This window comes from Peterkaempfera podocarpi (assembly GCF_042466665.1).
In the GTDB taxonomy this organism is placed as follows: Bacteria; Actinomycetota; Actinomycetes; order Streptomycetales; family Streptomycetaceae; genus Peterkaempfera; species Peterkaempfera podocarpi.
In genome coordinates this window covers 816,235-839,319 of sequence record NZ_CP162102.1, presented here as the reverse complement: position 1 = coordinate 839,319, position 23,085 = coordinate 816,235, and the positions used below count along the sequence as shown (strand labels likewise).

General features: G+C 69.7%; 20 protein-coding genes. 7 read left to right on the top strand and 13 right to left on the bottom strand.

Annotated elements, in window-relative coordinates:
* The first annotated feature begins 6 nt into the window (after nt 1–6).
* Nucleotides 7–780 carry an enoyl-CoA hydratase/isomerase family protein gene (locus tag AB0761_RS03885; protein WP_377267486.1) on the top strand — a complete coding sequence of 258 codons (774 nt, stop codon included), beginning with the start codon at nt 7–9 and terminating at the stop codon, nt 778–780.
* Nucleotides 781–1,397: 617 nt separating this feature from the next.
* Here AB0761_RS03885 and AB0761_RS03880 read toward each other — a convergent pair.
* From AB0761_RS03880 to AB0761_RS03860, 5 genes are all read right to left on the bottom strand, one after another.
* A complete protein-coding gene (locus AB0761_RS03880; RefSeq protein ID WP_377267485.1) occupies nt 1,398–3,344 on the bottom strand; it encodes an alkyl/aryl-sulfatase in 1,947 nt (648 codons plus the stop codon).
* 34 nt (nt 3,345–3,378) lie between these two features.
* Nucleotides 3,379–4,926: an AMP-binding protein gene (locus tag AB0761_RS03875; protein ID WP_377267484.1), complete on the bottom strand. Its 1,548-nt coding sequence runs from the start codon at nt 4,924–4,926 to the stop codon at nt 3,379–3,381.
* A gap of 220 nt (nt 4,927–5,146) precedes the next feature.
* On the bottom strand, nt 5,147–6,223 hold the full coding sequence (locus AB0761_RS03870; RefSeq protein WP_377267483.1) for an alcohol dehydrogenase catalytic domain-containing protein: 1,077 nt from the start codon (nt 6,221–6,223) through the stop codon (nt 5,147–5,149).
* Between the two features lie 40 nt (nt 6,224–6,263).
* On the bottom strand, nt 6,264–7,721 hold the full coding sequence (locus tag AB0761_RS03865; RefSeq protein WP_377267482.1) for an aldehyde dehydrogenase: 1,458 nt from the start codon (nt 7,719–7,721) through the stop codon (nt 6,264–6,266).
* 70 nt (nt 7,722–7,791) lie between these two features.
* Complete coding sequence (locus tag AB0761_RS03860) at nt 7,792–8,967, bottom strand: CaiB/BaiF CoA transferase family protein (protein ID WP_377267481.1); 1,176 nt, start codon at nt 8,965–8,967, stop codon at nt 7,792–7,794.
* A gap of 243 nt (nt 8,968–9,210) precedes the next feature.
* Between AB0761_RS03860 and AB0761_RS03855 the strand changes: the two genes are divergently transcribed.
* Nucleotides 9,211–10,053, top strand: a complete 843-nt coding sequence (locus AB0761_RS03855; protein WP_377267480.1) for an acyl-CoA thioesterase — start codon at nt 9,211–9,213, stop codon at nt 10,051–10,053.
* 285 nt (nt 10,054–10,338) lie between these two features.
* On the opposite strand, the gene AB0761_RS03850 is transcribed toward AB0761_RS03855, so the two are convergent.
* From AB0761_RS03850 to AB0761_RS03840, 3 genes are read right to left on the bottom strand one after another with little or no spacing between them, the layout of a single operon-like run.
* The gene (locus AB0761_RS03850; protein ID WP_377267458.1) at nt 10,339–11,166 is read right to left on the bottom strand and encodes an SDR family NAD(P)-dependent oxidoreductase; all 828 of its coding nucleotides are present in this window, start codon (nt 11,164–11,166) and stop codon (nt 10,339–10,341) included.
* Nucleotides 11,163–11,534, bottom strand: coding sequence for a MaoC/PaaZ C-terminal domain-containing protein (locus AB0761_RS03845; RefSeq protein WP_377267459.1), 372 nt, complete (start codon nt 11,532–11,534; stop codon nt 11,163–11,165). Before AB0761_RS03845 ends, AB0761_RS03850 begins: the two co-directional genes overlap by 4 nt.
* Nucleotides 11,534–11,989, bottom strand: a complete 456-nt coding sequence (locus tag AB0761_RS03840; RefSeq protein ID WP_377267479.1) for a MaoC family dehydratase N-terminal domain-containing protein — start codon at nt 11,987–11,989, stop codon at nt 11,534–11,536. The genes AB0761_RS03845 and AB0761_RS03840 overlap by 1 nt, the downstream gene beginning before the upstream one ends.
* Before the next feature lie 258 nt (nt 11,990–12,247).
* On the opposite strand from AB0761_RS03840, the gene AB0761_RS03835 reads away from it, so the two are divergent.
* From AB0761_RS03835 to AB0761_RS03825, 3 genes are all read left to right on the top strand, one after another.
* Complete coding sequence (locus tag AB0761_RS03835; protein WP_377267478.1) at nt 12,248–13,405, top strand: acyl-CoA dehydrogenase family protein; 1,158 nt, start codon at nt 12,248–12,250, stop codon at nt 13,403–13,405.
* Nucleotides 13,406–13,523: 118 nt separating this feature from the next.
* The gene (locus AB0761_RS03830; RefSeq protein ID WP_377267477.1) at nt 13,524–14,579 is read left to right on the top strand and encodes a TIGR03617 family F420-dependent LLM class oxidoreductase; all 1,056 of its coding nucleotides are present in this window, start codon (nt 13,524–13,526) and stop codon (nt 14,577–14,579) included.
* A complete protein-coding gene (locus AB0761_RS03825) occupies nt 14,579–15,385 on the top strand; it encodes an enoyl-CoA hydratase-related protein (protein WP_377267476.1) in 807 nt (268 codons plus the stop codon). Before AB0761_RS03830 ends, AB0761_RS03825 begins: the two co-directional genes overlap by 1 nt.
* Before the next feature lie 50 nt (nt 15,386–15,435).
* Here AB0761_RS03825 and AB0761_RS03820 read toward each other — a convergent pair whose 3' ends face one another.
* The 5 genes from AB0761_RS03820 to AB0761_RS03800 form a co-directional block, all read right to left on the bottom strand.
* Nucleotides 15,436–16,233, bottom strand: coding sequence for a TetR/AcrR family transcriptional regulator (locus AB0761_RS03820; RefSeq protein WP_377267474.1), 798 nt, complete (start codon nt 16,231–16,233; stop codon nt 15,436–15,438).
* Nucleotides 16,187–16,621, bottom strand: coding sequence for a TetR/AcrR family transcriptional regulator (locus tag AB0761_RS03815; RefSeq protein ID WP_377267473.1), 435 nt, complete (start codon nt 16,619–16,621; stop codon nt 16,187–16,189). The genes AB0761_RS03820 and AB0761_RS03815 overlap by 47 nt, the downstream gene beginning before the upstream one ends.
* Nucleotides 16,622–16,918: 297 nt before the next feature.
* On the bottom strand, nt 16,919–17,674 hold the full coding sequence (locus AB0761_RS03810; protein ID WP_377267471.1) for a 3-hydroxyacyl-CoA dehydrogenase: 756 nt from the start codon (nt 17,672–17,674) through the stop codon (nt 16,919–16,921).
* A gap of 62 nt (nt 17,675–17,736) precedes the next feature.
* Nucleotides 17,737–18,504 carry a crotonase/enoyl-CoA hydratase family protein gene (locus AB0761_RS03805; RefSeq protein ID WP_377267470.1) on the bottom strand — a complete coding sequence of 256 codons (768 nt, stop codon included), beginning with the start codon at nt 18,502–18,504 and terminating at the stop codon, nt 17,737–17,739.
* 178 nt (nt 18,505–18,682) lie between these two features.
* On the bottom strand, nt 18,683–20,029 hold the full coding sequence (locus AB0761_RS03800; protein ID WP_377267469.1) for a TetR/AcrR family transcriptional regulator: 1,347 nt from the start codon (nt 20,027–20,029) through the stop codon (nt 18,683–18,685).
* A gap of 137 nt (nt 20,030–20,166) precedes the next feature.
* On the opposite strand from AB0761_RS03800, the gene AB0761_RS03795 reads away from it, so the two are divergent.
* Both AB0761_RS03795 and AB0761_RS03790 read left to right on the top strand, forming a co-directional pair.
* Nucleotides 20,167–21,360 (top strand): lipid-transfer protein, encoded by a 1,194-nt coding sequence (locus AB0761_RS03795; RefSeq protein WP_377267467.1) that lies wholly within the window; start codon nt 20,167–20,169, stop codon nt 21,358–21,360.
* A gap of 136 nt (nt 21,361–21,496) precedes the next feature.
* Entirely contained in the window at nt 21,497–23,044 is a 1,548-nt protein-coding gene (locus tag AB0761_RS03790; RefSeq protein WP_377267466.1) for a long-chain-fatty-acid--CoA ligase, read from the top strand.
* Nucleotides 23,045–23,085 lie beyond the last annotated feature (41 nt).

Genomic DNA, 23,085 nt, shown 5'->3' with positions numbered 1-23,085 from the left:
ACCCCGATGGATCTGGAGTACAAGGTCGAGGACGGCATCGCGACCATCACCCTCAACCGCCCCGCCCGCAAGAATGCCTTCACCTTCGAGATGATCGCGGATTGGGCGAAGGCACTGCGTGACGCCGCTGCAGACCCCGCCGTGCGGGTCGTGGTGCTCACCGGCGCTGGCAAGGGCTTCTGCGCGGGCGTCGACCTGGACACCCTGCTCGACGTCGAGGACGAACCGTTGGAGCACAAGAACATGCTCCATGAGCGGATCCACCAGGTCGCCCGCGCTCTGGAGGACCTGGACAAACCGGTGATCGCCGCGATCAACGGTGACGCGGTCGGTGCCGGCCTGGACATGGCCCTGATGTGCGACATGCGGTTCGTCGCCCGCTCGGCCCGGCTCAGCGAGGGCTACATCCGTCTCGGCCTGGTGCCCGGCGACGGCGGTTGCTGGTTCCTGCCCCGTCTGGTCGGTCAGGCCAAGGCACTGGAGCTGCTGCTCAGCGGCGACTTCGTGGACGCGGCGGAGGCCCTGCGGATCGGCATGGTCAACCGGGTCTACGACGACGAGATGCTGCTGGAGGAGACCTACGCCTTCGCCGCCCGGCTAGCCGCCAACCCCCCGCTGCCGATGGGCATGATCAAGCGTACGGTGCGGATGAGCGAGCGGATGGACATGCGCTCCAGCCTGGACCTCATCTCCTCCCACATGCCGGTGGTGATGTCCACCGAGGAGGCGCGCAAGGCGATGGCCGCGATGCGCGAGAGCGTCCGCGGCGCCCGCGGCTGACCGTACGCCCGGTGAGACCGGCCGGCCGGGCATCCCTGAGGGAGAACGGGATGCCTGGCTGGGTCTTCCTTTGATCGTCGACACGCCGGTTCTGGACTGGGCCCACGCCCTGCTGGCCGCAGCACTGCGCTGAGCCCGGCGGGTCCAGGAGGTCCCCGACTGCTTGCGGATGTCAGTACCCGTACGGCGTGGCGGGTGTGTCCGATCCCCGGCAGTCCCCATCGTCTTCGAGCTGGTTTGTGCGATCCGGTGAAGAGTTATGGGTTGCAGTCGGCGGTCGTCTGAGGGCCGGAACAGGGGCGGCGACGCCCCGCTCTCCTGGCCGACTGCGAACCATCAAGGCGTCCCGGGAACTCCGGGATAGGGTCGCGGCCGGGCCCAGGGCGGCGACGGCGGTTGCGCCCACGGTCAGCCAGGTGGAGCGGTGGCCGGTACGAGTGCGGTGAGGCGTAGGAGAGTTGATGGTCCTGTGCGGTACTCTGCTCACTTCCTATCTTCGCGGAGCGTGCACAGAGCATCGGGGCGCGAACCCCTCTCGCGGCAAGTCCGCGCGGTGACACGTCTGTGAGACGGCAGAGCCGGCTCGGCAGTGGCGCCGAGCCAGCTCCGATGCCCCGTCAGGCGGTGACGATCTCCGCGGTTTCGGCTGCCGGGGACAGGTGCGGGCCGAGCAGGTCGAAGTTGCGGTCGAAGGTGTCGAGCAGTCCGACGAGCTCGTGGAAGGCGCCGGTGTCGCCCTCGGCCTTGATCAGCCCCGCAGCGACCGCCTCCTCGAACCGGTCCGGCCTGAGGAGTGCCCCGGCCAGTGCCGCGCGGTCCAGGGTCAGGGTGAGCCGGGCGTCACCGCTCAGCCGGGGCCAGTGGTTGAGTACACCGCGGTGCACCCGGAGGGAGTGCGGCGCCGGGGCGTCCGTGAGATGGAAGTCGATCACCACGTCGGCGTGCTCGGCCTTAGCGCCGTTCAGCCGGACGGCGACGAAGTCCAGCAGGATGTCCAGTGGCATCGCCGCCACGGTCCGGCCGGAGGGAGTGCCGGCGCTGCTGCCCCGCGGGACGCCTTGGCGCAGCTCCTGCGCGGCGGTGAGGAAGACGTAGCGCCACTGGGGCCCTTCGGCCTGGTAGCCGAGCTGCTTGTAGGCGTCCGCCTGGATCTCGCGGGCGCCCTGGTGCTCGGGGTCCGCATGCACGGCCCGGCCGGCGAGTTCGGCGGCCCACCGGTAGTCGTCCGCCTCGAACGCCTCCCGGGCCAGCTCGACGACCCGGTCGGCGCCGCCCATCGCCTGCACATACCGCCGGCCGAGCTCGACCTCGGGCGGCGGGTACAGGTTCATGGGGTTGCCGTTGTACCAGCCCAGCTCCTTGGCGAAGACCCCCTTGGCATTGTGGTTGACCGTGCCGTGGTAGCCGCGGTTCCACCAGGAGCGGCCGAGTGACTCGGGCAGCCGTATGGTCTCGGCGATCTCGACCGGGGTCAGTCCGTGGTTGGCCAGCCGCAGCGTCTGGTCGTGGAGGTACTTGTAGGTGTCGCGCTGCGAGGCGCGGAAGCTACGGACGTTCTCGTTGCCCCAGACGGGCCAGGTGTGCGGGCCGAAGTGGACCTCGGCCTCCTCCCCCCACAGTTCGACAGCCTCGTCGAGGTAGCGGGCGAAGTTGGCGGCGTCGCGGGTGCGGGCGCCCCGCAGGGTCTGGATGTTGTGCAGCGAATGGTTGGCGTTCTCCGCGCAGGTGAGGGCCTTGAGCTCGGGGATGTAGAAGTGGAACTCCTCGGGTGCCTCGGTGTCAGGGGCCATCTGGAACTTGAAGGTGAGCCCCGCGAGGATGCGCTCCTCGCCGGTGCGGGTGATGTGGTCGGTGGGCGGCACGTAGCCGATCGTGCCCCGAACGTGACCGATGCCGATGCCGTCGGTGACGAAGCCGCGCGGGCCGGACGGCAGGAGGTTTCCGAAGGCGTGGCCGGCCCGGCGGGACATCACATTGCCGCAGATCACGTTCTCGCCCAGGGCGTAGCGGTCGAAGTCCTTGCCCGGGGCGATGATCTGCACCTGGCCGGAGGCCAGTTCCTCCTCGGACACGACGCCGTGGATGCCGCCGTAGTGGTCCAGGTGGGGGTGGGTGTAGAGGACTGCGACGACGGGGAGCCGCCGTGGGCGGTGCGCGTAGTACAGCTCCATCGCGGCCCGGGTGCACTCGGCCACCGTGCCGACGTCGACCACGATCAGCCCGTCGTCGCCCTCGATGACGGTGACGTTGGCGATGTCGTGGTTGCGTACCTGGTAGATCCGGTCGGTGACCTGGAACAGACCCGCGTACCTGATGACCTGCGACTGGCGCCACAGGCTCGGGTTGACGGTGTCCGGAGCCTCGCCCTGGATCCAGTCGTAGGAGCCGGCGTCGAAGACCACCCGGCCACGGGCGTCGCGGATCACGCCGCCGTCGGGCAGCGGTGCGACGAAGCCGCGCTGCACGGACTCGAAGGCCTCCTGGTCGTCGAAGGGGAGTTGGTCCAGTACGGCCGCGTTGGCGGCTCGGGTGGCAGGGGTTGCGGGTTTGGGACCGGTACTCATGGACAGCCTCTCGATCGGCCGGACACGGCGGGGTTCAGCGGGGGGTGGGTGACTCGAGGGATCCCGCCAGGTACTCCTCGCGCACCCGGTTGCGGTTCATCTTGCCCGCGGCGGTGCGGGGCAGCTCTTTGCGGAACTCGATGCGGCGCGGGCACTTGTAGCCGGCGAGCCGCAGCCGGCAGTGGGCTTCCAGCTCCTCGGCGGTGACGCTCCGTCCAGGGTGGACGGAGACCAGGGCGACCACCCGGTTGCCCCACTCGGGGTCCGGGACTCCGATGACGACGGCGTCGGCCACCGCCGGATGCTGGAACAGTGCGTCCTCGATCTCGGCCGGGTAGATGTTGACCCCGCCGGAGAGGATCATGTCGGTGCGGCGGTCGCACATGTAGAGCCAGCCGTCCTCGTCCAGGTAGCCGACGTCGCCGGGGGCGTAGTAGTCGCCCCGCCAGCTGGCCGCCGTCTTGGCCGGGTCGCCGTGGTACGAGAATGTGCGGCCGCCGCGGGCGTGGATCAGCCCGGGCTGGCCGGGCGGGAGCTCATTGCCCTCCTCATCCATGATCCTGACGTGCAGTCCGGGGCGTGCCCGCCCGACGCTGCCGGGGTTCTCCAGCCATTCCTCGGAACGAATCATCGTGATCACGCTGCTCTCGCTGGAACCGTAGAACTCCAGCAGCACCGGGCCCAGCCAGTCGATCATTCCGCGCTTGGTCGCCACCGGGCAGGGCGCGCCGGAGTGCAGCATGGTGCGGAAGGGTGAGAGGTCGTACGTGCGCCGCTCGATCTCGGGCAGGGCGAGCCAGCGGTGGAACATCGTCGGCACCAGGAACGCGTAAGTCGTCCGGTGCTTCGCAGCGAGCGCCAGCGACTGGGCCGGGTCGAAGCGCTCGGCGAGCACGATGGTCTGCCCGGAGTTCAGGGCGCAGAGGGCGATCCCGTTGGGAGCGGAGTGGTAGAGCGGTGAGACGGTGAGCAGCACCTCGTCGGGAGAGGTCACGCCGAACAGGCCCAGCATCGTTGATGCCTGGGCGCTGAACTCCGTCTCCGGGGAGAGGCCGGTGAGCTCGCGGCGGATGCCCTTGGGACGGCCGGTGGTGCCGGAACTGTAGAGCAGGAGCGAGCCTGCGGTCCGGTCCGGGATCTGACCGGAGGAGCCGTGCTCCAACGCTGAGAGGCTGTCGAAGCCCTCGATCACCCCGATGGCCAGACGCCCGTCCGCGGGCAGTCCGGACTCCTCGGCGGCCTGGCGGGCGGCGTCCGCGTAGCGTTCATGAGCGACGAAGAGAAGCGCCCCGCAGTCTCCGAGAATGTACGCGGTCTCGGCACCGGTCAGATGCCGGTTGATCGGCGTGAAGTAGGCGCCGATCTGGAGCGCGGCCAGTTCCAGCGCCAGAAGTTCCACGGTGTTGGGAAGCAGGACGGCGACCGTGTCGCCGACTCCGATGCCGCGGGAGCGCAGCCCGTGGGAGAGCCGGTCGACGCGTTCGCGCAGCGCCCCGTACGTGGTCACGGCGTCGGATTCCGTGATGATTGCGGGGTGCTCGGGCCTGGCGGCCGCCGCCTCCCAGAATCCCTTGGCTGCCATCAGTAGATCACCTTCTGTGTGGCTCGATCAGGATGCGGTGCAAAGGTCGGCTGTACGGCAGCGGTTCGGTTCGCCGTCTGGCAGCCGAGGTCCGCTGGCACGCCGTGCGCCCCACAGCGCAGTGCACCGACGTATCCGGTGGAGCAGTGGATGGAGATGTGAAAGGGGCCGGCCCGGAGTGGGCGGCGGACCGGCCCCGACTGGCGTCAGCGGTGACGGATCACAGCTCGACCACGGTGCGGATGGCGTCGCCGGTCTTCATCAGGTCGAAGCCCTCGTTGATGTCCTCGAGCTGGAGCCGCCTGGTGATCATTGCCTCGAGGTCGAGTTTGCCGTCCCGCCAGAGGCCGACCAGTTGCTGCATGAACCGCGGCACGTCCATGCCGCCGTACACCGAGCCGACCAGGTTCTTGCTCTGGGTGGCCAGGGTGCCCAGGGACAGCTGGAGCAGGTCGTCGCGGGCCCCGACGCCGACCACGACCACCGTGCCGCCGCGGCGGGCCAGCTTCCAGGCGGCTTCGGCGGTGCTGGGGCGGCCGACGACCTCGAAGGTGTAGTCCAAGCCCTGGCCGTCGGTGAGCTCGGCGGCCGCGGCCTCGGCGTCCTCAGGAGAGACGGCGGCGGTAGCCCCGAAGCGGGTCACCAGCTCGCGCTTGGCCGGGCTCGGGTCGACCGCGAGGATCTGCGAGGCGCCCGCCAGCCTGGCGGCCATCATCGCGGCGATGCCCACGCCGCCGCAGCCGACTATGGCGACGGTCGAACCCTCCCTCACGCCGGCGGTGTTGAGCACCGCGCCGGTGCCGGTGGTGACACCGCAGCCGATCAGCGCGGCGATGTCGAACGGTACGTCCTTGTCGATGCGGACCACGCTCTGGTGCGGGAGGACGACCTCCTCGGCGAAGGTGCCGCAGCCGATGAGGCTGAAGACCGGCTGACCGTCCAGGCGGAAGTTGGGGGTGCCGGCGGCCTTGTACATCATCGCCGTGCAGAGGTGCCCGTCACCGCGGCGGCAGTTGGCGCATTCGCCGCAGGCGGGGATGAAGTTGACGATGACGTGATCGCCGGGGGCGACCGAGGTGACGCCCCCGCCGACCTCGACCACCTCCCCGGCGCCCTCGTGGCCCGGCACGAACGGCACCGGGACGCCGAGCTTGCCGGTCATGCCGGACAGGTCCGAGTGGCACATTCCGGTGGCGCGGATGCGGACCTTGACCCTGCCGGGGCCGGTCTCGATGGTCTCCATGGTGTCGACGACGTCCAGTGGGGCGCCGTACTCCCGCAGCACTGCAGCGCGCATGGGTGGGTTGCTCCTGTCGGATCGATGAAGGGAAGAGCGGTCAGCGCCGCGTCCAGTTGAAGACGGCCTTGCTCTCGAGGTAGGCCTGCAGCCCCTCGGGGCCGAACTCACGGCCGATGCCGGACTTCTTGTAGCCGCCGAAGGGGACGTTGAAGGCGATACCGCCGCCGTTGACGCCGACCGTGCCGGTGCGCAGGTGGTTGGCGAGGGCCAGCGCGCGCTGCTCGTCGACGGAGAAGACGGTGCCGTGCAGGCCGTAGTCGGAGTTGTTGGAGATCCGGACTGCGTCGTCCTCGTCCTCGAAGGGGATGACCGCCACGACCGGGCCGAAGATTTCCTCCTGGGCGATGGTCATCGCATTGTCCACGTCGGCGAAGAGCGTGGGCTCCACGTACCAGCCCGACTCCCGGTGTGCCGGGCGGCCGCCGCCGACCACCAGGCGGGCGCCCTCGGCGAGACCCTTGGCGATATAGCCCTCGACCCGGTCGCGCTGGCGCTCGGAGACCAGCGGGCCGACCGTGGTGGCCGGGTCCAGCGGGTCGCCGACGACCATTGTGCGGAACTGCTCGGCCAGGCGCTCGACGACCTCCTTGTACCGGGAACGGGGGGCCAGCACCCGGGTCATCGAGATGCAGACCTGGCCGTTGTTGGGGATCAGATGCGGCATCAGTGCCGGGAGCGTGATGTCGAGGTCGGCGTCCTCCAGGATGATCGCGGCCGACTTGCCGCCGAGCTCCAGGGTGACCCGGGTCAGGTTCGCGGCGGCAGCGGCCATGACCGCTTTGCCAGCAGCCACCGAACCGGTGAATGCGACCTTGTCGATGTCGGGGTGCTGCGCGAGGTACGCGGAGGGCCCGCGGTCGGTGGGAAGCACCGAGAGCACGCCCTCGGGCAGGCCGGCCTCGACTGCAGCCTCGGCGATGATGTACGAGGAGAGGGCGTTCTCCGGGGAGACCTTCAGCACCACCGTGCAGCCCGCGACCAGGGCCGGGGCCAGCTTGCTGAAGGAGATGAAGTGCGGGGCGTTCCATGCGACGATCGCCGCCACCACGCCTACCGGCTCCTGGCGGACCAGCACCGGGCGTCCCGCCCCCTGCTCCTCCCGCTCCCAGGCGAAGTCCGGGGCCATGCCCAGGTAGTAGTCGAGGACGCCGACCGAGGCGCCCACCTGGCCGCGCAGCGACCAGCTGATCGGCGTGCCCACTTCTGAGGCGATCAGGGTCGCGGTCTCCTGCATGCGCGCCGCGTAGGCGTCCCGGAAACGGCGCATTACCTCGATGCGCTCGCTCACGGCGATCTGCGGCCACGGGCCTTCGTCGAAGGCCGTGCGGGCGGCGGCGACGGCGCGGTCGATGTCCTCGGGGCGTGCCTCGGGGGTACGGCCGATGGCCTGCTCGGTCACCGGTGAGACGACCTCGATGGTGGCGTCCGTCGCGGGGGCGACGAAACTGCCGCCGATGAAGAGCTTGTCCTTGGTCTGAAAATCGGTCACGGACATACTTCTCTCTTGCGTCGTGGATCGAGCGGGGAGGGGCGGCCCCGGCCCGGGCGGCGGCCGGGCACCCGGGTTACTTGACCGTGTTGCTACGCCGCAGCGCGAGGATGCGGTCCGCGCCGTAGCCGGCCTCGGCGAGGATCCGGTCGGTGTCCGCGCCGACCACCGGGGACGGGACGGGCCGTGCGGTGGGTGTGGCGGAGAACCGCGGCGCAGGGGCGGGTTCGACCGTGCCCTGATCGTCGATGAGGTAGGTGCCGCGGGCCACGTTGTGCGGGTGGTGCGCGGCCTCGAGCAGGGAGAGCACCGGGGCGAAGCAGGCCTCTTGGCCCGCGAACTCCTTGGTCCAGTCGTCGCGGCCGCGGGTGGCGAAGACTGCGGCCAGCTTCTTCTTCATCACCGGCCACTTGGCACGGTCGTTCTGGCCGGCGAAGTCGGGGTCCTCGGCGAGGCCGAGGACGCGCAGCACCGAGGCGTAGAACTGCGGCTCGACCGGGCCGAGCGAGATGTGCCGGCCGTCGGAGCAGCGGTAGGTGCCGTAGTACGGGGCGCCGCCGTCCAGAAGATTGGACTCGCGCTCGTCGACCCAGGTGCCCTTGGCGATGAAGCCGTACATCATGGCCAGCAGCAGCGCCGAGCCGTCGGTCATGGCGGCGTCGACGACCTGCCCGCGGCCGGTCCTGGCGGCGTGCACCGCGGCGCTCAGGACGCCCACGGCCAGCAGCATGCCGCCGCCGCCGAAGTCGCCGACCAGGTTGAGCGGGACGACCGGGTCGCCGTCCTTGGGGCCGATTGCGTGGAGAGCGCCGGTCAGTGAGATGTAGTTGATGTCGTGGCCGGGCTCCTGGGCCATCGGGCCGTACTGGCCCCAGCCGGTCATCCGCCCGTACACCAGCCGGGGGTTGACTGCCAGCAGGTCGTCCGGGCCCAGGCCGAGACGCTCGGTCACGCCGGGGCGGAAACCCTCCAGCAGGACGTCGGCGTCCTTGGCCAGGGTCCTGACGATGTCGACGCCGTCGGGTTGCTTGAGGTCGACGGTGATCGAGCGGCGGTTGCGGTGCAGGATCGGCCGGGAGGCTCCGGTGCCTGCCTCGGCCGGGCGGTCGATGCGGAGCACCTCGGCTCCGAGGTCACCGAGGACCATGGCGCAGAACGGGCCGGGGCCGATGCTCCCGATCTCGATGACGCGGAGGCCCGCCAGTGGGCCGCGCGGCTGGTCGGTGGGTTCGGTGGACACATCGGTGCTCATGGTGCAGCGCTCCTGATCGGTGAGGGCCCGGAGGGGCTGGGGCGCGGGTTCGGACTCCTGCCGGTGTGGTGCTGAGCACGTACGCAGGGCGCCCACGGGAACGGTCCGTAAAGTTAATATCAATTAGTCTAAGTGTCCAGAACTAGCCAATGGTTGACAGGCTGTGCCTTTAAGAGTGAATGATCGATAGTTGCGGTCCTCCTCTTCTTGGCTCCCCTGCGGCCGGAGACGACGGTGATTCCCATGCGGTGCGACGATGCCGCCACATCCCTGACCGACCTGATCGACCTGGAGCAGGTCGAGGAGAACCTCTATCGGGGCACATGCCATCCGGCCGCCCCCCTACGCGCCTTCGGCGGCCAGGTCGCCGCCCAGGCTCTGATCGCTGCTGGCAGCACCGTGCCCGAGGATCGCCTGGTCCACTCGCTGCACGGCTACTTCATCCGTGCCGGGCAGACCGACCGGCCGATCGTCTACGAGGTCGACCGCACCCGTGACGGCGGCTCCTTCACCACAAGGCGGGTCGCGGCCATCCAGGACGGCCTCGTCATCTTCAGCATGTCCGCCTCCTTCCACCGGCCCGAGCGGAGCCCGGAGCACCAGGCGGAAATGCCCGAGGCGCCCGGGCCGGAGGCACTGTCGGAGGTGTGGGATCCGGAGAGCGGAAGCGAGCAGTACTCGGTCTTCGGCAATGTGCTCCAAAGCCGCTGCACGGCCGACCTCTACCAGGGACTACCGGACATCGGCCATGGCCCGCGACAGCAGTTGTGGGTGCGTGCCCGCGAGGTTCTGCCCGACGTCCCGCTGCTGCACGCCTGCGCCCTCACCTACATCTCCGACATCCGGCTGGCACTCACCGCCAGCCAGCCGCATCTGGAGGGGCAGAAGTTCCCACCGGTCGTCTCCCTCGACCACGCGGTCTGGTTCCACCGCCCCTTCCGCGCCGACGAGTGGCTGCTGTTCACGATGGACAGCCCGAGCTATGCCTCATCGCGCGGGCTGGCGCGCGGCCAGTTCTTCAGCCGCGACGGCCGGCTGGTCGCCTCGGTCGTCCAGGAGGGCCTGATCCGCAAGCACGCCAGGTGACAGGCGGATGCACAGCGGTCCCCGAAGCCGCGCCCGGGCGCGGCTTCGGGGACCGATGCGTTCCATCAATAATTGGCGATGCGTCAGATATTCCTCCAGCAGGGCCTGCGCACGTCGCGCTTGAGGACATGCCGAAGCCGCGGCCACCGTCGCGCGTCGGTGCGCGACGGTGGCCGCAGGGGTTGCGGGGAGCCTGCTGTGCAGTGAGGGTGCTCCCCGCGTGGCCTGTCGGGGCCGGGTCCTGTCCAACGGCCCCGACGGGTTGTCATGCTGCCGGGTTGCCGGTTACCAGCCTCCGGCGCAGGTGATCACCTGGCCGCTGATGTAGTCGGACTCGGGGATGCAGAGCGTGAAGACGGCGCCCGCTGCTTCCTCGGGCGTACCGGCGCGGCCCAGCGGGATGCCCTTCTCGAGCTGGGCGAGGAGGTCGGGGTTGACGCCGACGGGGAGTTCGCGGCCCTGGATGTCGATGGTGGCGGCGCCGCCGGCGGGGGCCTGGGTGAGGCGGGTGCGGATCAGGCCGTAGGCGACCGCGTTGACGTTGACGTTGTAGCGGCCCCACTCCTTGGCCAGGGTCTTGGTCAGGCCGATCACGCCGGCCTTGGCGGAGGAGTAGTTGGACTGGCCGACGTTGCCGTTGGTGCCGGCGCCGGAGGAGATGTTGACCACCTTGCGGTGGACGCGGATGCCGTTGGCGGCCTCGGCCTTGGCGAGGCGGGAGATGTGCGGCTGGGCGGCGCGCAGGATCTGGAACGGCGCCTTGAGATGAACGTCGAGGATCGCATCCCACTGCTCGTCGGTCATCTTCTGGATGACCGAGTCCCAGGTGTAGCCGGCGTTGTTGACGATGATGTCCAGGCCGCCGAACGTCTCGATGGCGGTGTTCACGAACCGGTCGGCGAAGCCTTCCTCGGTGACGCTGCCGGCCGCGGCGACGGCGTTGCCGCCGGCGGCCTTGATGTCGGCGACGGTCTGCTCGGCGGGGGCCGGGTCGAGGTCGTTGACGACGACGTTGGCGCCCTCGGCGGCGAACTTCAGGGCGATCTCTCGGCCGATGCCGCGGCCGGAGCCGGAGACGACGGCGGTCTTGCCGGCGAGCTTGGTGCTGGTCATGCGGCGATTTCTCCTTCGATGACGGCGGTGCCCGCGAGGGTGACGGTGCCGTCCTCCAGGGCCATGGTCAGATCCAGGTGGGTCAGCCCGTCCTCGACCTTGGCGACGGTGGCGCCGGCGGTGGGCTTGCCGTGGAGCGGGGTGATGGAGGTGAACCGCACGGTGAAGGAGCGGATCTTCTCCTGGGGGAAGTTGGCGGTCAGCAGCCGGCCCAGGTAGGCCATGTTGAGCATGCCGTGCGCGAACACGTCGTCCATGCCTGCCGACTTCGCGACGTCGAGGTCGATGTGCATCGGGTTGTGGTCACCCGAGGCACCTGCGTACAGCGCCAGCGTGGTCCGGGAGATCTTGGGCAGTTCCAGCTTCATCACTTGCCCGCCTCCGGATTACGCACGACCAGGCTGTTGTGCAGCTCGGCGATCAGTTCGCCGTCGCGGGACACCTCGGTCCTCCGGACGAGGAACTCCAGCGCCCCGCCCTTCTTGCTGTAGATGTCCTCGATCGTGCTGGTGAAGGTGAGGGTGTCGCCCGCGTACGCCATGGCGTGGTAAGTGAAGCCCTGCTCACCGTGGAGCACGTAGCGGATGTCGATGTCCGCGAACTTCACGAAGTTGAAGCCGTCCGTGCGGGCACTGTCCGCACAGAAGAGGAAGGTCGGCGGCATCAGGAGATCTCGGTGTCCGGCGGCCTTCGCGGCCTCCAGGTCGGAGTAGACCGGGTCGGTCTCACCGATCGCCTTGGCGAAGAACCGCAGTTGTCCGCGCTCGATGTCGACCGTGTGTGTCGGGATCCGCGTCCCGATCAGGTCCGTGCTGAGAGCCATGCTGCATCCGTGACTATCGGGGGTTTACATCTGCTCCGGTGGAGCTTGTCACCCGGGCGTCATCCTGGTCATCATAGTAGAGCTGTGATTTACATTACGTGTTGCTTCGGGTTGCCTGAGCCTCTAATGTCGCTGGTCATCGGGCTGCCCTGCTCTCTGAACGGATGCGCAGAGTATCTACTCGTGATTCACGTGAGGGATGCCGCAGCCGCGCAGGCGAGCCCCGACACGTAGTGCAACGACCACGAAAGGCTGACCATGCGTCGCAGTGTGTACAACGAGGATCACGAGGCTTTCCGGCACACCATCCGGGAGTTCATCGCGAAGGAGGTCACTCCGTACTTCCCTGAGTGGGAGGAGGCGGGGCATGCACCTCGAGACTTCTACTACAAGCTGGGTGAGCTGGGTGTCTTCGGTATGGAGGTGCCGGAGGAGTACGGCGGTGCGGGGGAGACCAGCATCAAGTACGAGGCCGTGATCATGGAGGAGACCGCCCGGGCGGCGGTGACCTTCGGTGCCTCGGGGGTGCACACCGGTCTGTGCCTGGGTTATCTGATGCGGTACGCCACCGAGGAGCAGAAGCACCGCTGGCTGCCGCCGTTCATGTCCGGCGAGCACATGTACGCCGTCGCGATGACCGAGCCGGGCACCGGCTCGGACCTGGCGGGCATGAAGACCCGGGCGGAGCTGTCCAAGGACGGCACCCACTGGGTCCTCAACGGTGCCAAGACCTTCATCACCGGCGGTGTCCAGGCCGACCGGGTGCTGGTGGTCTGCCGCACTTCCCCCGCCCCCCAGGACAACCGCCGTCTGGGCCTGTCGATTCTGGTCGTCGACGCCCACGCCGAGGGCTTCGCGGTCGGCCGCAAGCTGGAGAAGATTGGCATGAAGGCCTCCGACACCGCAGAGCTGTCCTTCACCGACGTCAAGGTCCCCGCCGGCGACCTGCTCGGCGAGGAAGGCCGGGCCTTCTCCTACCTCTCCGAGAATCTCGTCAAGGAACGCCTGGTCATTGGCATCGGCGCGGCCGCGACCGCCGCAGCCGCGATCAACTTCGCCATCGACTACACCAAGCAGCGCCAGGTCTTCGGCAAGCCCGTCGCCTCCTTCCAGAACACCAAGTTCGTCCTCGCCGAGTGCGCCGCCGAACTCGAGGCCCTCCAGGCCTTCGTCGACACCGCCATGGAGCTCTACGACACCGGCGAACTCACCCCGGCCGACGCCGCCAAACTCAAGCTCTTCGGCACCGAGACCACCGGCCGCATCATCGACAAGTGCCTCCAACTCCACGGGGGCTACGGCTACATGCTCGAATACCCCATCGCCCGCCTCTACGCCGACACCCGCGTCTCCCGCATCTACGGCGGCACCAACGAAGTCCAAAAGACCGTCATCGCCAAAAACCTCGGCCTGTAGACCAGACCACGCCGCCCGCCCGCCGCTACATCCCCCGCGGCGCCAAGGCAACGCGGGGGACCGGCCCACAAGCAGGCAGGGCCAGGACCCGTCCCAGTCGTACGAAAGGCACACACCCATGACCCAGCCGCTGCTCGATCTGTCCCGCCCCCTGAAGACCGATGTCGGCGTGGGCATGGATCGTCCGGAGGACACCGCGGCGTACGCGGCGCGCGCCGAGCAGCGGGGCGCGGACGCCGTGCTGGTCGCCGAGACCAGCCACGACCCGTTCATGCGGCTGGCGATGGCCGCCGGCCGGACCAGCCGGGTGGAGCTCGGCACCGGGGTGGCCATCGCCTTCGCCCGCACCCCGATGACGCTGGCGCACAGCGCTTTCGACCTGCACCGCTACTCCGGCGGCCGTGCCGTGATCGGCCTCGGCTCGCAGATCAAGCCGCACATCACCAGGCGCTACAGCATGCCCTGGTCCCGGCCGGCGGCCCGGATGCGGGAGTACGTCACCGCGGTGCGGGAGATCTGGCACAGCTGGCAGACCGGCGAGAAACTCGACTTCCGCGGCGACTTTTACACCCACACCCTGATGACGCCGATGTTCGCGCCCGAGGCGCTCCCGCAGGGCACCCCGCCTCTGTGGGTCGCCGGCGTCGGCCCGCTGATGATCCAGGCGGCAGGCGAGGTTGGCGACGGCCTGATCTGCCACCCCCTTACCTCCGCCGACTATCTGAGCCAGTCGATCCTCCCCGCCGTGGCGGCGGCACGCACCAAGTCCGTGGCCGATGGCGCCCTCTGGACCAGCCGCCCGTTCGACGTCACCGGCTCCGTCATGGTCGTCACCGGCCGTACTGAGGAGGAGCTGGCTGCCTCCGCCACCGTTACCCGGGAGCGGATCGCCTTCTACGCCTCCACCCCTGCCTATCTGCCGGTCCTGGAACTGCACGGCTGGGGCGACCTCCACGAGGAGCTCAACACCCTCTCCAAGCAGGGCCGCTGGGAGGAGATGGGCACTCTGGTCGATGACGAGGTGCTGAACACCTTCGCCGTTGTTGGGGAGCCGGCCGCGGCCGGCCGCGCGCTGCGCGAGCGCTTCCAGGGCCTGCTCACGCGGGTCACCGTATCCCTGGTCCACGAGCCTTCCGAGGATCTGGTCTTCGACGTCCTCGACGGGGTCAGGTGATGACCGCGGACGGGTATGGAACGACCCGCCGCTGCGACCGGGGCGGCATCGCCCGACTCACCCTCGACCGCGCCGGACGGCGCAACGGCCTCTCCATGGACGTGGTCGGCGCCCTCACCGGACACCTGGCCCGGATTGCGGAGGACCCCTCGGTGCGGGCCGTGGTCCTCACCGGGGCGCACGGCGACTTCAGCGTCGGCGCCGACCTTGCCTCGCCGATGGAGTCCCGCGCGGTCCGCTACGAGGACCCCGAGGAGGACGCGGCACGGCTGGTTCAGGCAGCACAGGCGGTCCGGATGCTGTACGAGCTGGCCAAGCCCACCGTCGCCATGGTCCGCGGCGCCTGCGCTGGCGGGGCGCTCTCCCTCGCCATGGCCTGCGACTTGCGGTACACCGCCGACACCGCCGTCTTCAATACCGCCTTCCTGTCCATCGCTCTGCCCGGGGACTACGGCCTGACCTGGGTGCTCAACCGGGTGGTCGGCCCGGCCCGCGCGAAGGAGCTGATGCTGCTTCCCGGCCGGATGGCTGCCGACCAGGCCGAGCACGCGGGGCTGGTCAACGGCGTCCACCCGGAGGCCGAACTGGAGAGCCGCGTCGAGGAGGTCGCCCGCCGACTGGCCGACAGTTCACCGGCGGCCGTCACTGCCCTCAAGCGCAACCTGACCGATGCCACCACCGCCTCCCTGGAGGAGTTCCTGCCGGTGGAGGCCGCCCGCCTGGTGGGCTGCGCCCACTCCGCCGATGCCGCCGAGGCCCGCGCGGCCTTCCTGGAGAAGCGGCCCCCGCGGTTCACCGGACGTTGAGTCGCCCGTCCTGCTCCCCGGCCGGAGGCCGGGGAGCAGGACCGCCCCCGTCAGCGCCGGTCGCCGACGCCCAGAGCGTCCATGGCCAGTGCGGCCACCAGGCCAGGCGGGGTGGTGCCGCGGATGGACCGCGGCAGCCGGGAGACGATCAGAACCATTGTCAGCACGGCGGATATGGCCACCGGTGCCTCTGACTCACTGAGGTCGGGACGACAGCGCCGCAGCAGCGCGACGCACTCCGCGACGAAGTCCACCTGGGCCTGATGGGCGCTCTGCTGCCGCTCCGGGGGCAGCGTGGAGAGCTCGCTCACCAGCAGTGGCACGGCGCTGCTGTGCATACCGCAGAGCGCGGCGTACGAGTGGACCACCCGGCGGAGGGCCTCCTCCGGGGTGCGGCTCTCGGCGAGCTCCCGTGCGAGTGCGAAGTGCAGCACCTCTGTCTCGCGGTGCAGGGCCGCGGTGAGGATCTCCGTCTTGCTCGCGAAGTGGTTGTAGATGCTCGGCCCGGCGATCCCGGCGGCCGCCCCGATCTCCTCCATGCTGACCAGCTGGAACCCGCGCTCCTTGAACAGCGGTATCGCCGCGGCCAGCAACGCCTCCCGGCGGGAGTGATGGCTCAGCCCCGATGCCGCAGGCTCCTCGGGCGGCTCCTGCCGCGCCGCCGACGGCAGCGCACCCGACCGGCACAGCGCTGCCGCCTGGCTGCTCAGCAGCTCCTCGAAGCGCGGACGCGGAAGATCACGTCGGTGGTACGAGGGGCTCACCAGCACGGCCAGCGCACACCAGCCGAGCAGCACCGCGTCACCTTCGTCGAGATCGGGCCGCTGCGCACGGATCGCTGCGGCCATCGCACGGGCGTGCCTGGTGTGGCGGCTGAGCACCTGGGAGCGGTGGTCCTTGCTGAGGTTCCGTGTCTCTCCGCTCCAGGAGCAGCGGCAGCGTCCGGTGGTCGAGGGCGAAACGAGCGGTGGCGCGGAGCAGGTCGTCGAGGCCCTCGACCTCTGCCATGGCACCGGCCAGTACATCCAGACCGTCGAGCATGACCCGGCTCAGCAGCTCCTGCTTGCCCCGGAAGTGTCGGTAGAGGCCTCCGGCGGTGATCCCCACGCCGGCGGCGATCTCCTCCATGCTGGTGGCGTGGTAGCCGGAGCGGTGGAAGCACTCCAGGGCCGCCGAGAGGATCTGTGCCTTCCGGTCGCGGGGGCGACGTGCCGGTCGGCTGGTGCTGGTGGTCACCTCGCCATCGTAGGCCCCGGCCGGAGTGTGCTCCCGACCATACATAAGCAGCTCCGGTCGCACCGATCGGACGTTCGTCTTCGACAAGGCGATCTTCCGCGGTGCAGGCTGCTGGGGCGCGGGGGCGGTGAAGCCCGCAGAGTCCGCGCGCTTCGCATCTACGAGGGCGCATCCCAGGTGCACGAGCACAACCTGGGCCGGGACGTCGCGGACCGCTGCACGTAGACGGGAACGGCGCGGTGGCCCGCGCTGGACCAGGCATCGCGGGCCGCCGCGCCGTTCCATGGAAGTCCCGGTCTACTTCGGGGCCATGCGGATGGCGCCGTCGAGGCGGATGACCTCGCCGTTGAGCATGGCGTTGTGGACAATGTGCTCGGCCAGGGCCGCGTACTCGTCCGGGTCGCCGAGGCGGGCCGGGTGCGGGACCTGGGCGCCGAGGGCGGCCTTGAGCTCCTCGGGGGCGCCGGCCAGCAGCGGGGTGTTGAACAGTCCCGGGGCGATGGTCATCACGCGGATCTTGAGGCTGGCCAGGTCGCGCGCGATGGGCAGGGTCATGCCGCAGATGCCGGCCTTGGAGGCGCTGTAGGCGGCCTGGCCTATCTGGCCGTCGAAGGCGGCGACGGAGGCGGTGTTGACGATGACGCCGCGCTCGCCGTCGACCTCCTCGGTCTTCGCCATTTCGGCCGCGGCCAGGCGGATCACGTTGAAGGTGCCGACCAGGTTGACCTGGACGATGTGGTTGAACCGGTCCAGCGGGTACGGGCCCTCCTTGGACACGGTGCGGCGAGCCGGGCCCATGCCGGCGCAGTTGACGGCGACGCGGAGTGGGGCGAGTGCGGCGGCCGTGGCGACGGCGGCTGCGGCGTCGGTCTCGCTGGTGACGTCGCCGGGGGAGAAGACGGCGCCGATCTCCTTGGCGACGGCTTCGCCGTTGGACGCGGGGAGGTCGAGGAGGACGACCTTGGCGCTGCCGGCGATCAGGCGCTTGGCGGTGGCGAGGCCGAGCCCGGAGGCGCCGCCGGTGACGATGGCGGAGATACCGCTGGTCTGCATGGTGGTTGACGCTCTTTCGTGTGCTGGTACGTGGACGGTGTGGTCGAGGCCCGTGGGGGCGCTCAGCGGCCTGTCCACTTCGGGGCGCGCTTCTCGGCGAAGGCGCGGGGGCCTTCCTTGGCGTCCTCGGAGGCGAAGACCGGGTCGCTGATCTTGCGCATCCGGGTCCATTTCTCGTCGGTCGGCCAGGTGTCCGACTCGACCATGATCTGCTTGCTGGCCTGCACCGCGAGCGGGCCGTTGGCGGCGATCTCGGCGGCCAGTGCCAGGGCACCCTCGATGGCCTCGCCTGACGCGGTGAGGCGGTTGACCAGGCCGTAGTCGTGGGCGCGTCGGGCGTCGAAGAAGTTGCCGGTGAGGGCGAACTCCATGGCGATCTGGTGGGGAATGCGGTGGTGCAGGCGGGTCAGGCCGCCCGCGGCAGCCACCAGTCCGCGCTTGACCTCGGGGATGCCGAAGGTCGAGTTCTCGGCGGCCACGACGAGGTCGCAGGCGAGGACCAGTTCGCAGCCGCCGGCCAGGGCGTAGCCCTCGACCGCGGCGATCAGCGGCTTGCGCGGCGGGGTCTCGGTCAGGCCGCACAGCCCGCGGCCTTCGATCAGTGCCGTCTCTCCGCGGAGCATCGCCTTGAGGTCTGCGCCGGAGCAGAAGGTGCCGCCCGCGCCGGTGATGATGCCGATCCGCAGGTCGTCCCGGCGGTCCAGCTCGTCCAGCGCCTCGGCGACCCCCAGACCGACAGTGCGGTCGAGCGCGTTGCGTGCCTCGGGGCGGTTGATCGTGATGACGGCGATGCCGTCCTCGCGGAACTCGGTCAGGACTGGGTTGGCCACAGCCACGCGCTCCTTCTGGTGTCGGGACGGGGACCGCGGTTGCCCGAGGCCCCGCCCCGATGGGTTGATCGCTCAAGAAGTTAATGATGGATGTGTTCCATGTCTAGTCTCGATCTTATCTCTACTAGGCGTTTGATCGATTATGTGAATCATGGATGAATCCGCTGGAGTGGGTGTGTCAGTCGGGTTCCTCGAAGCCCAAGCCCTGCAGCGCCAGGACGGCGAGGGTCCGCGGCGGGTTGGTGCGCTGCCGTACCAGTGGGCTCCGCACCATCAGGGTGACCAGCGTCAGTGAGGAGTGGACCGCCACCCGCGCCTCGGCTTCGGTCAGCTCGGGGCGGCAGGCGGTGAGCGCCACCAACTCGGCGACGTAGTCGACCTGGAGCCGGCGCAGGACCCGGCGTTCCTTCGTGGGCAGATGGGAGGCCTCGTCGGGCGGGAGGGCGACCGGGCCGCGAGCGACGGCGGAGGCGGCGTAGGCCTCGAGTGCTCGCTGGAGTGCCTCGCCGGGGGTGGAGCTCTCGGCCAGGATCTGGAGGAGTCCGTACTTCAGCGCGTCGGACTCGCGCCGCAGTGCCGCTGCGAACAGGTCCGCCTTGCCGGCGAAGCGCTGGTAGACGGTACGGCCGGAGAAGCCGGCAGCTGTGCCGATCTCCTCCATGCCCACGTTCTGGAAGCCGTGTCTGCGGAGGAGCGGCACCGCGGCGGTCAGCAGCGCCTCCCGTCTGGAGAAGGGGCGTAGCCCCGGCGCTGGGCGTGGCGCCGGAGCCCCGCAGGGCGATACAGGAGGCAGCGCGGCGGTCCGGCAGACCGCCCCAGTCTGCTCGCACAACAGGTTCTCGAAGCGCGGCCGGGGCAGTTCCGTGCGGTGAAACGACGGGCCGGCGAGGAGGCAGAGGACGGCTCGGCTGGTCAGCTCCGCGTCGGCAGGCGCCAGCTCAGGACGTGCGGCCCGCAGGGCGGTGGTCACGAGGGAGGCGATCGCCACGGTGCGCATCCGGGCCTCGGCCCGGTGGTCGTCGGAGAGGTTGCGGGTCTCCGCTGACCAGAGGCCCACATGTGACCGGTGGTCCAGGCAGAAGCACGCGACGGTGCGGAGCAGGGAGTCCAGGTCGTCGTCCCGGCTCGCCGCCTCAGACAGCAGGTCGAGGCCGCCAAGCAGGGAGTGGCCCAGCAGCTCCTGCTTGCCGCGGAAGTGCCGATAGAGCGCACCGGCGGTGATCCCCACCGCTGCGGCGATCTCCTCCATGCAGGTCGCCTGGTAGCCCGACGCATGGAAGTGCTCCATGGCGGCGGCGACGATCTGGGCCCTGCGGTCGTGCGGTCGTGCGGTCGTGCGGGCGGCGGGCCGAACGGCCGGTCCGGGTGGTCCGGTTGGGCACCCTCGGTCCTCCCTGGTTCGGTGCTGCGCGGATCCGGGGCGCTGCGACAGGTCCTGCGATGATGGATATGTAAATCGCGAGCGTACGGGATGATCGCCTCGAAAGCCTTGACTAGCAGGTCGTGCGGGGTGAAAGTAAACCACTGTGATGGCAAGCTGAGCTCTGGGCTGCGGATGCCTCAGAGCGTTGACAGCTCCCCCTGTGCCATTGGCCCGGACGCGGTCGAGCGACCTGCCGCAGCTTGCCGTCTCTCGTGTACGTCTCCAGGCTGGAGGAAGCCATGAGTACCAACGTCCATGTGGTCGGGGTCGGGATGATCCCGTTCACCAAGCCGGGTGCGAGTGCCACCTACGACGTCATGGGTGAGCGCGCAGCTCGTGCCGCGCTCGCGGACGCAGGTGTCGGCTACCACCTCGTGCAGCAGGCCTACGCGGGCTATGTCATGGGCGACTCGACCTGCGGCCAGGCCGCGATCTACGGCCTGGGCCTCACGGGCATCCCGGTGCTGAACGTCAACAACAACTGCGCCAGTGGCTCCTCGGCGCTGTGGATGGCCCGGCAGGCGGTGGCCTCGGGTGCTGCGGACTGCGTGTTGGCGCTGGGCTTCGAGCAGATGGGCCGCGGCGCGCTCGGCGGCAGCAAGCCCGCCGACCGGCCCGCCGCCATGAAGCGTGGCATCGACGCCACCATCGCCAATCAGGGCTGGCAGGAGGGCGCGCCGATGGCGGCGCAGCTGTTCGGCGGTGCGGGCCAGGCGTACATGGACAAGTACGGCGTCACCAACGAGTTGTTCGCGCGGATCGCGGTCAAGTCCCGCCGCCACGCGGCCAACAATCCGTACGCGGTCTTCCGCGACCCGATCACGGTCGAGGAGGTGCTGGCGTCGCCGCATCAGTACGGCCCGCTGACCCGTCTGATGTGCTGCCCGCCCACCTGCGGTGCGGCCGCCGCGGTCATCGCCAGCGAGGACTTTGCCCGCCGCCACGGCCTGCGTACCGACGTGCGGATCGCCGCCCAGGCGCTGACCACGGACTTCCCTGGGGCTTTTGACTCCGGCGACATGATCAAGCTGGTCGGTTACGACATGGCGCAGACCGCGTCCCGCAAGGTGTACGAGGCTGCCGGTGTTGGCCCGGAGGAGATCAAGGTCGTCGAGCTGCATGACTGCTTCACCAGCAATGAGGCCGTGACCTACGAGTCGCTGGGCCTGACGCCGGAGGGTACCGCCGAGAAGTTCGTCGCGGACGGCGACAACACTTACGGCGGCCGGGTCGTGGTGAACCCCTCCGGCGGTCTGATGTCCAAGGGGCATCCGCTGGGCGCGACCGGTCTGGCGCAGTGCACCGAGCTGGTGTGGCAGCTGCGCGGCCAGGCCGAGGCTCGCCAGGTCGAGGGGGAGTTGCGGCACGCGCTGCAGCACAACCTGGGCCTGGGCGGCGCCTGCGTCGTCACCCTCTACGAGAAGGTCACCTGACCGCCTTCCCGCCGCGCACCGTGATCCGACTCTTTGCGCGTCCGGCCGGTGGCCGCGGCGGGGAGCTGCACTCTCCGCCGCGGCCGGCCACCAGCCGCCGAGAGACACCCCCCCACACCCTCGAGGAGAGTCCCCCGTGCACCTCACGCAGAGCCTGCACAGAGCCGTGCAGCAGAACCCCGACCGGATCGCCACGATCTTCGGGGACCGCGTGCGCACCTGGCGCGAGAGCGCCGACCGGATCGCCCGGCTGGCCGGGGCGCTACGTGCGCTCGGCGTCGCGGAGGGCGACCGCATCGCCCTGCTCGCCCACAACTCCGATGTCTTCCACGAATACATGTACGCGGTGTGGTGGACCGGCGGGGTGGTCAACCCGGTGAACACCCGCTGGAGCGCTCGGGAGATGGTCTACTCCCTGCAGGAGTCCGACACCCGGGTGCTGCTGGTCGACGACGCCTTCGCCCCGCTGGTCCCGGAGATGCGCGGGCTGTGGGACGGCATCGCCACCGTGGTCCACTGCGGCGACGGCCCCGCTCCCGAGGGCATGCTCTCGTACGAGGAGCTGATCGCGGACCACGAGCCGGTGGAGGATGCGCGGCTGGGCGGAGACCGGCTGGCCGGCATCTTCTACACCGGCGGCACCACCGGTTTCCCCAAGGGCGTGATGCTCAGCCACGCCAACATCCTCGCCTCCTCCAACAGCCTGGTGGTCAGCGTCCAGGGGAGCGTCCGCGGCGGGCGCACCATGTACGTCGCGCCGATGTTCCACCTGGCCGCGCTGGGCAGCTGGTGCACCCAGACCCTGGTCGGCGGCTCCCACCTCTTCCTGCCCGGTTTCGAGCCCGGCGCCGTGCTCAGGGGGATCGTCGAGCAGCAGCCCACCTCGACGCTGCTGGTGCCCGCAATGATCCAGATGCTGGTGGACCATCCCTCGGCCGACGAGTACGACCTCTCCAGCATCAAACGGTTCAGCTACGGTGCCTCGCCGATCTCCGAGACGCTGCTCAAGCGGGCCATGGCGGTCTTCCCCCAGGCCGAGTTCGCCCAGGGCTACGGCATGACCGAGATGGCCCCCGGCGTGGCCAGCCTCGCCCCCGAGGACCACCAGCACCCCCGTCTGCTGCGCGCAGCCGGCCGCGCCATCGCCGGTGTGGACGTGCGGGTGGTGGACCCGGAGGACAACGAGGTGCCGCGCGGTACGGTCGGCGAAATCGTCGCCCGCGGCGACAACGCCATGCTCGGCTACTGGAACAAGCCCGAGGAGACCGCGACCGCCCTGCGCGGCGGCTGGATGCACACCGGCGACGCCGGCTACATGGACGAGGACGGCTACCTCTACCTCGTCGACCGGATCAAGGACATGATCGTCTCTGGCGGCGAGAACGTCTACTCCGCCGAGGTCGAGAACGCGCTCGCCACCTACCCCGCCGTCGCCACCTGCGCCGTGATCGGCGTCCCCGACCCCGACTGGGGCGAGCGCGTCCACGCCGTCGTGGTCCTCAAGCTCGGCCACACCGCCACCGCCGAGGAGATCCGCGCTCACTGCAAGACCCTCATCGCCGGCTACAAGTCCCCCCGCAGCTGCGACTTCGTCGACGCCATGCCCCTCTCCCCGGCAGGCAAGATCCTCAAGCGGGACCTGCGCAAGCCCTACTGGGAGAACACCGAACGCTCCGTCAACTGAGGCTGCCAAGTCGGCGCCGGACGATCCGGCTCCACGCTGGT